Origin of the sequence: Atopobium sp. oral taxon 810 str. F0209 (genome assembly GCF_000466405.1) — a bacterium.
In the GTDB taxonomy this organism is placed as follows: domain Bacteria; phylum Actinomycetota; class Coriobacteriia; order Coriobacteriales; family Atopobiaceae; genus Olegusella.
Genome location: NZ_KE952966.1, coordinates 130,126 through 138,022, shown reverse-complemented (window position 1 = coordinate 138,022; position 7,897 = coordinate 130,126). Strand labels below are relative to the sequence as shown.

The following is a 7,897-nucleotide window of genomic DNA, read 5'->3' as shown; positions in this document are numbered from 1 at the left end:
AAGTACGCCATGCTCGGCGCACCAAAAAAACAGCACCCGTATAGGATGCTGTTTTCTCGCACAAAGGAAAGGTAGTGAATTAGTATTCGTTTTGCTTAGGCCTCAATGAACTTGAGGAAAGCCTCTGCCTGAGCCTGAATAGCTGCTTTCTGCTCATCAGAGAAAACAACTACATTATCACCCCAAGCAGAGCCATTGACCGCATAGCCTTGACCCAACTCATCCATGGGATTCATACCAACAAAAGGAAGAAGCTCGCCGAGCTTGGTGCGCATCTGCAGGGTTGCAGTCCTCCCGCCAATACCAGAGAAGGTGACTTTCTTATCCTTGGTTGCTTTGTCAGAAGAGCCCTGAGCCGAAGGACGGCTCATCCAGTCAATAAGATTTTTGATATTTGCAGGATAGCTGGCGTTATACTGAGGCGTGACAATCCAAATACCATCGGCGGCAGCAAACTCGTTGCGCACACGCTGAACGGATTCAGGGGTTGGCCACTCAATATCCTGATTCATAAAAGGCAAATCGCCAAAGTCAAGTTCTTTAACCTCAACTGCATCACCTAAAGCTTGGGTAATGGCTACCTGAAGCTGACGATTGAAAGACTGCTTGCGCAGGGAACCCTGCACCATAAGAATGGTCTTCTTCATTGCGTTATCCCTCTCTTTATGTCGGCACAGAGCCGTTTTCGCTTGAACACATGCAGTCTTTATACCCAGCAAACTACTAGGTTTTCATGCAACCCCGAGAACGCATTCTGAACATACTTTTGGAGCATAGCTGTGTGGAGGTATGTTTGGAATCGATTTGATAAATGAGATTATGACTACCAGGACACCAGTCTTATACAAGGTTTTGCTTGCCAAACGCCACGTTCTACTTCACTTTTTTTGCCAAAAGCCACGTATCTCTTCACGCCCAAAAAATCTACCTGCGCAAACGTGAAGGCCATTGAAGAGATCTGTGGCTTTTGACATTTTTTCTGAAACAGAACGTGGCGTTTGGCAAGCAAAGCCGCTCCAACACCCCAGGTTGACAATAATCCTTGTCAACAACCCATCAACAATCCTAAACGTGTTCCGTGCAAATTTTGCACTCTTTGGGCTTTAGCCTCAAAAAGCTGAGCTATCATACCTTCGTTTGGTTCCTCGGCATCAGTTTTATCGATAACCGTTACGCAGAATAACCCAAACAACATATGTATATCCACCACAAGTCTTTGCGTCAAATTTGGTTTTAGAAAGAACTATGCAAAATATATATATGCATGGCAGTGGGATAAATATGAAGTATGTTTTTGTAACAGGTGGCGTCGTTTCGGGACTGGGAAAAGGAATTACCGCCGCTTCACTGGGGCGACTCCTCAAAGCTCGCGGGTTCAAAGTTACGATGCAGAAATTCGATCCTTATATCAACATCGATCCTGGCACGATGAACCCCATTCAACATGGTGAGGTATTTGTCACAGACGACGGTACTGAGACCGACTTGGATTTGGGTCATTACGAGCGCTTTATTGATGAAAGCCTTGATTGCCACGCCAACGTGACATCTGGAAAGATTTACTGGTCGGTACTCAATAAAGAACGACATGGTGATTACAGCGGAGGCACCGTACAAGTTATCCCCCATATCACCAACGAAATCAAGGCAAGTTTTTATGACGCAGAGGCGTGCGATAGTAATGCCGATGACAACACAATCGCCATCATTGAGGTTGGCGGAACTGTTGGAGATATTGAAAGCCAACCCTTCCTTGAAGCGATTCGCCAGTTCCAATGGGAAAAGGGACGCGACAATGTCATCATGATTCATGTCACCCTTATCCCCTACCTGAAGGTTTCTGGCGAACTAAAAACAAAACCAACGCAAATGAGTGTCAAGAATCTACAGGGACTTGGTATTCAACCAGATATCTTAGTATGTCGCACTGAGCATCCCCTTTCCGATTCAATGAAAGATAAGATTGCACTTTTCTGCAATGTACTCGCAGAAAATGTGCTCGAAAACCTAGATGTTGAATACTTATATGATGTACCCCTTGCTATGGAAAAAGAGCACCTGGCAGAGCGCGTTTTGTCCTGCCTCAGGCTTGCATGTCCCCAGCCCAACTTGGAAGAGTGGAAACATCTGTCGTGGTCTTTGAGACATCCTGAAAAAAAGTATCACTATCGCCTTGGTGGGAAAATACACCGAACTTCACGACGCATACCTCTCTGTTGTGGAAGCACTTAAACATGGTGGCATTGCAAATCGCGCTCAGATATCCATTACTTGGATTGAATCTGAGGATTTAACTCCCGAGTCTGCCGATGCGTTGTTTGCTGATGTTGATGGCATCATTGTCCCCGGCGGATTTGGAGGCAGAGGTGTCGAAGGAATTATTTATGCTGCAACCTACGCGCGAACACATCAGATCCCTTACCTTGACATATGTCTTGGCATGCAAATGGCAATAGTAGATTTTGCAAGAAATGTCCTTCAGCATACCGACGCAGCAAGTGCAGAATTTGATACTGAAAGTTCCTATCCCGTTATTGACTTGATGCCCGAACAAAAGAGCGTTACTGACCTAGGCGGCACAATGCGCCTTGGAGCGTATCCCTGCGTACTTAAAAAGGGCACCATTGCATATAGCCTCTATGGTCAAGAGTACATATCTGAGCGTCATAGACATCGCTATGAGGTTAACAATGATTACCGTCAAGAATTGCAGGATGCTGGCATGATACTTTCGGGCATTTCACCCGACAATCGCACCGTCGAAATGATTGAGCTTAAAGGCCATCTCTTCTTTATTGGAACACAGGCACATCCTGAATTTAAATCGCGTCCCAACCGTGCACATCCCTTGTTCCGTAGCCTCATTCAAGCAGCTATAGCATTTCAAGCAAAGACAAAGAGTACGAAAGCATACTACGCATAAGCAGCAAAAGCTCCACCACATAAAGGCTCGAGTGTCACTCCATAAAGAGTGGCACCCGAGCTTTGTTAGTACTTAAAGCGGAATATCTTTGCTACTCCTTATTGCGGCCACGGTAAACAACAAAACCAGCAATTGCTACTACAACAGCAATGATGACGCCAATAACGCCAGCGGGCACAGAGCGTGTCTCGTCGGCCTTCTTGCTGTCTGCGGAACCCTCAGCAGGAGCTTCCTGCTTGACATTCTCCTCCTCAACCGGCTCGACAACATCCTTAGCAGCAGCATCAGCATCAAATTTTGCTAGCTCATCAGCATAGGTCAAAGCAGTAGCAAGCTTACCCTCAGCGAGATCGCTTGCGGCAAAAGGTTTGGAGGTATCCCCAGCCTTCAGGTAGTCGCGTACTTCTTGTACCAGAGTATGAATCTTGGCTTGTGCCTGCTCGGATACAACATCATGAGCCTTGTTCGCAAAGGCCATACGAGCCTTACCGTCTTTAACATCTTTCATCTGAGCATCGACGGTTTCATGCTGAGCAATAATATCTTTTTGCAAGACATCAAGATATGCATGGACGCCCTCAGCAACATCTTTGCGGTGGTTGTAAGCAAGAGTATTAAGATCCATCAAATCGTAATCCAGGTACTTCTTGCCAGAATCCTCCATAGCAAGTTTCTCGTTGGACTCAGCTTTGGTCTTATCGTCAACCCTATTGCCATCCTTGTCTTTGCTATACTCCATATTCTCGCCCACATGAGAGGTATCGTATGCAACCTCGTTAGGGTAGATATCCTGATCGACTTCAGTCAGCAATGCAGAATAACTAGGGATATAGAGGGTGAACTCACTGCGGGACAAACCCTCCCACTGAATGGTTGCAATGTCGGCATCCAGGCCTTTGCGTACCTGGAAGATATGGCTCTCGGTGTTGCGATTGTTACCAATTGAATAGAGCTTATCGTTCTTGTTGGCATCTACCGCTGTGCCCTCGCCACGAGCGCCCAAGGAGCGCAAAGCCGTGAATGTATCAACCTTCTCGGCAGGCTTAACATAGAAAGTGGAGTTAGCAACGGTAGCAACAGCACCGTCTTTGTCAACGGTATAGTCGGTACCCTCAACGAGCTGCTCACCAAAGAAAAGATGTCCTTGGACATAACGGGTATTTTGACCTACACCCTGATCCTCAGAACTGCTGCCATAAGAACCAGCAACGTCCATCTTGCCATCTTTTTCAACATAGGTGCCTGCATCTTCGGCAACCTTTTTAAGATCCTTGGAGTGCAAGCAGTTCTTGCTATCCTCAAGGTCAACATCAAACTTGAGATTGTCCATATTGGGATTTACAGAAGCTTGGTCGGCCGCCATCTTGACAGCAATCCACTGCTTGCCAGACAGCTGAGTAAAGATCCAGGTCTCGTTTGCATCGCCAATAACAATCTGGTTGCAATCCTGAGATCCCTGCTCATCAATAACCTTACCAAGCAGTTCAACGCCCTCACGAGCGGTAGAAGCCTGAGAAAGCACAAAGTCGTTGATGCTGTACTCACCAATACCCGTATCGATACGAGGGTCAACCTTATCGATAGCTTCGTTCATATTGGTGGTCAGAGTTGCGGAAACACTGACGCCTTTCTCATTGGTACCAGCCTCGGAATAAGCCTTGGCACCTACATCCCCTGCTTCGGTCCAATTGTCAGGTGTATCACGAACAAAGGTATAACGGAACGTAGGACCATCAATTTTGTAAGAGAAGCTTGCCTTGGGATCGATGTCATTCTCGTAGCTCTGAATGACTTTGCCATTTTTGGTGGCAGGAGCAATGCCAAAAGCCTTGGGGTAACGATTAGCGTAGTCCTCTGCACGGCCCCAGAACGTATCACCAGTAGTGGTAAGTTCGGAGCCTACATAGACTTGGGTACAGGCAAGAGCGGTCTGGGGAATACCCGAAATCGATACTGCAGTTGCAGCAACGATGAGAACGCGGGTTGCCTTAGAGAATCTAAACTTCTTGTGCATGAGCTAGTCTCCTCTCAACTTGGAAGCCTTATGCTTCCTCTGCAAAAGCGAAACGGTCAAGGCTCACGATAGCGAAACGCTTTGGAAATATTGCATAAATCGCTCTCAATACGGTGAGCGGGGCAATAGATTCCGTGAGCTGTCATTAGCAGATAAAATAGTTAATCAGGGTTACTTTGTGTTTGGGGAATTTATAGCTTACACAGTCATGAGATAGTGCCTGCTTCAGATGTTCTGCTTGTAAAAAAAGGTCCCTAAAACTGCAGAAAGCTCGAAAAGGTTCCTAAAGCATCATTGCCTCAAAAATCAACTGGGCTTTTGTCACGTCAAAAAGAATTAGGAACTCTTTTGCTGAGAGGCTGATGAAAAGTGAACCTAATTGCTGTTTACTGCGGCAGATGTCGGTAAATTCTTACTGCATCTTTTTAGAGGAAAGTACTAAATATATGGATATAGCTTTATTAATTTAGACTCTTACGAATAGGATATTTCTAGATAAATTTTTCAATACAAAGGGTAAGCAAAACAATGTCGCCCACCAAACCAGCAACCATTAATACCTTGTTGGTAAGCCCGTCAGCATGGCATAGATGCAGACACCAACCCGACTCCAAAGGAAATAGTAAATTCATCGGCATTTTGTTAAGCAAATCAAGCAACAAATGCGAGGCGTACCCGGCCGCAAAAGCAGGAATTGCCATCGGCAGCACCAGACCTAGTGCCAACGAAAATAGTACAAGCGCCAGCACCGAATGAGTAAAACTCCGATGCGGCGTAAATCTGCCAATGGCACAAAGCCCAAAAAAGCCAAGCAGCCCTATGGCCTGTTGACTAAGCTGAATTTGAGAAATATATGCCCAGAGCTGTGCGCCTAAAGCACGATCAATACCAAAACTAACTATAGCCAGCCCCACTACGATAAGACGAGCAATGAGAGCATCACGACTGCGACTGTTGTGCACATCAATATCAGGTGTAATTGAGCCAAGTGCGCCCGCAAGGACGGTGGCAAGACAGGCGGCAGAACTCGCTGGCTGTGACACAAAGAGCGCCGCTGCGATACCAACACTTATGTGGGTTTTGCCCATCATCCGTCTTCACCACCTTTTACAAGAAAAAATATATCATGGTTTCATATGAAAGTGATTTTGCTCATTTTTCCTTCGATAGGAGTTTTATGTCCAAGCGTGATGCTCAGATTCTTGAGTTGCTAACCAGTGAAAAGAAAATTGAGGTTTCTGCTCTCGCTGAGCATTTTGGCGTTTCAACCGTTACCATGCGCAAAGATCTAGACTCCCTACAAACACGCGGTCTTGCTTTACGCGAACACGGCTTTGCTTTGCTTTCAAATCCCAATGATGTCGCCGGACGTCTTGCCTACCACTATGAAGAAAAACTCCGCATCGCCAAACGAGCAGCCGAATCGGTATCCGATGGCGCAACTATCATGATTGAAAGTGGCAGTTGTTGTGCTCTGCTTGCCCGCGAGTTGGCGGATACACACCAAGGCGTCACCATCATCACCAATAGCGTTTTTATCAGCACGTATGTGCGTGACTCCCCCAATATCACAACAGTGCTACTGGGTGGTACTGTCCAGAGTGATTCTCAGGTTACCGTAGGTCCACTTCTGCGTAGCTGCGTAAAGTCCTTTGCTGTAGAACGACTTTTTATTGGAGCCGATGGTTGGCTTGACGGCATAGGATTTACTAACGGGGATCAGTTTCGCGCTGAAGCAGTACTTGCCATGGCAGAATCAGCAGCCCAAGTAGTTGTACTGACTGAATCCGAGAAGTTTCACCAATATGGAGCGGTGCCTTTGCGCTTTGAAAACAAGCCGATACATCTTGTTACTGACGCTGGCATCAGTGCTGCCGACCGTCGCAAAGTCAAAAAACTCGGGATTCATATCGCACTTGCCTAACAGTTCGCCCACACGAGATGCCACATCTCTGCTTATTTGTCGGTATTTAATTACCCTAACGGACGAACAGAGAAGCTAGAAAAAGGCGTGTATGCCTGCGCTTTCATACGCTTGAGTATAGGCTACCAAGTCGTCACTTGAGAGATTTTTCTCTCCTGACAGTTGGTAGTCGCGCTCAAGCAGAGCGTATTTACTTTCGCCAAAGTTGTGGAAAGGCAGCAACTGCACACGCTCTAGTCCCAACTCAGCAAGGATTTCTGCCATACACTTTGCATCCTCAACTGAGTCATTAAAGCGAGGGATAACCGGCGTTCGTATCAGCACATCCTTACCCGCTTCCCGTGCCCAACGAATATTTTCTAGGGGTAGCTCGTTTGTCTCACCTGTTCCACGTTTATGCGCACGTGGATCTCCATGTTTAAGATCAATCAGCAGGTGATCAAGATGCTCCGCCACCGCAGAAAAGACCTTGTTTGAAACGTAAGCTTCGGTCTCAATACACGTATCTATTCCCTCAGCTTGCAACAGACTTAGGAGCTCAATATCAAACTCAGGCCAGAGCATTGCTTCGCCGCCAGACAGCGTAACACCACCATCCGAGTCTTCATAAAAAGGCTTATCCTGCAGACAGACTTTGAGAACCTCTTCTGTTGTCTGCGTCTTTCCCACCAAGGACAGTGCATGTCCTGGACATGCATCTACCATCTGCTTTGCAAGTTCAGATGAGCCATCAACTGCGTTTATATTTACGTGCCGCTTACCTGCTGTTGTTGACAGCCCTGCTTGTGGGCAGGCAGCTATACAAGCGCCACATTCAACGCAGGCGTCCGCCTTCCACTCCAACTGCGGACGGCGCACTTGGCTTTCGGGGTTAGAACACCAAAAACACTGTAAAGGACAACCTTTAAGGAACACTACCGTGCGAATTCCAGGGCCATCATTAAGGCTGAATTTTTGGATGTTAAATATGGTTGCCAACTGCATATATATCCTCTGCACAACTTGTTTTTTTGCTTGACAGCCCCTCTTGACTTGT

Annotated in this window: 7 protein-coding genes; 3 read left to right on the top strand and 4 right to left on the bottom strand. The window is 46.7% G+C overall.

The features are described 5' to 3' along the window. Nucleotides 1–95: 95 nt before the first annotated feature. Nucleotides 96–647, bottom strand: a complete 552-nt coding sequence (locus HMPREF9069_RS07905; RefSeq protein WP_035438866.1) for an NADPH-dependent FMN reductase — start codon at nucleotides 645–647, stop codon at nucleotides 96–98. Nucleotides 648–1,281: 634 nt separating this feature from the next. Between HMPREF9069_RS07905 and pyrG (HMPREF9069_RS09870) the strand changes: the two genes are divergently transcribed. Together pyrG (HMPREF9069_RS09870) and pyrG (HMPREF9069_RS09865) are read left to right on the top strand one after the other, a co-directional pair. Then, nucleotides 1,282–2,232 carry a CTP synthase gene (gene pyrG / locus HMPREF9069_RS09870; protein ID WP_502685284.1) on the top strand — a complete coding sequence of 317 codons (951 nt, stop codon included), beginning with the start codon at nucleotides 1,282–1,284 and terminating at the stop codon, nucleotides 2,230–2,232. Next, a complete protein-coding gene (gene pyrG, locus HMPREF9069_RS09865) occupies nucleotides 2,219–2,923 on the top strand; it encodes a CTP synthase (protein ID WP_021626731.1) in 705 nt (234 codons plus the stop codon). The genes pyrG (HMPREF9069_RS09870) and pyrG (HMPREF9069_RS09865) overlap by 14 nt, the downstream gene beginning before the upstream one ends. 91 nt (nucleotides 2,924–3,014) lie before the next feature. Here pyrG (HMPREF9069_RS09865) and HMPREF9069_RS07890 read toward each other — a convergent pair whose 3' ends face one another. Continuing rightward, nucleotides 3,015–4,937 carry a C69 family dipeptidase gene (locus HMPREF9069_RS07890; RefSeq protein WP_021626730.1) on the bottom strand — a complete coding sequence of 641 codons (1,923 nt, stop codon included), beginning with the start codon at nucleotides 4,935–4,937 and terminating at the stop codon, nucleotides 3,015–3,017. Nucleotides 4,938–5,428: 491 nt separating this feature from the next. Continuing rightward, entirely contained in the window at nucleotides 5,429–6,028 is a 600-nt protein-coding gene (locus HMPREF9069_RS08935; protein ID WP_021626729.1) for a metal-dependent hydrolase, read from the bottom strand. Between the two features lie 86 nt (nucleotides 6,029–6,114). Between HMPREF9069_RS08935 and HMPREF9069_RS07880 the strand changes: the two genes are divergently transcribed. Further along, nucleotides 6,115–6,861, top strand: coding sequence for a DeoR/GlpR family DNA-binding transcription regulator (locus HMPREF9069_RS07880; protein WP_035438914.1), 747 nt, complete (start codon nucleotides 6,115–6,117; stop codon nucleotides 6,859–6,861). A 75-nt stretch (nucleotides 6,862–6,936) separates the two neighbouring features. On the opposite strand, the gene HMPREF9069_RS07875 is transcribed toward HMPREF9069_RS07880, so the two are convergent. Continuing rightward, nucleotides 6,937–7,845, bottom strand: coding sequence for a glycyl-radical enzyme activating protein (locus HMPREF9069_RS07875; RefSeq protein WP_021626727.1), 909 nt, complete (start codon nucleotides 7,843–7,845; stop codon nucleotides 6,937–6,939). Between the last annotated feature and the right edge of the window lie 52 nt (nucleotides 7,846–7,897).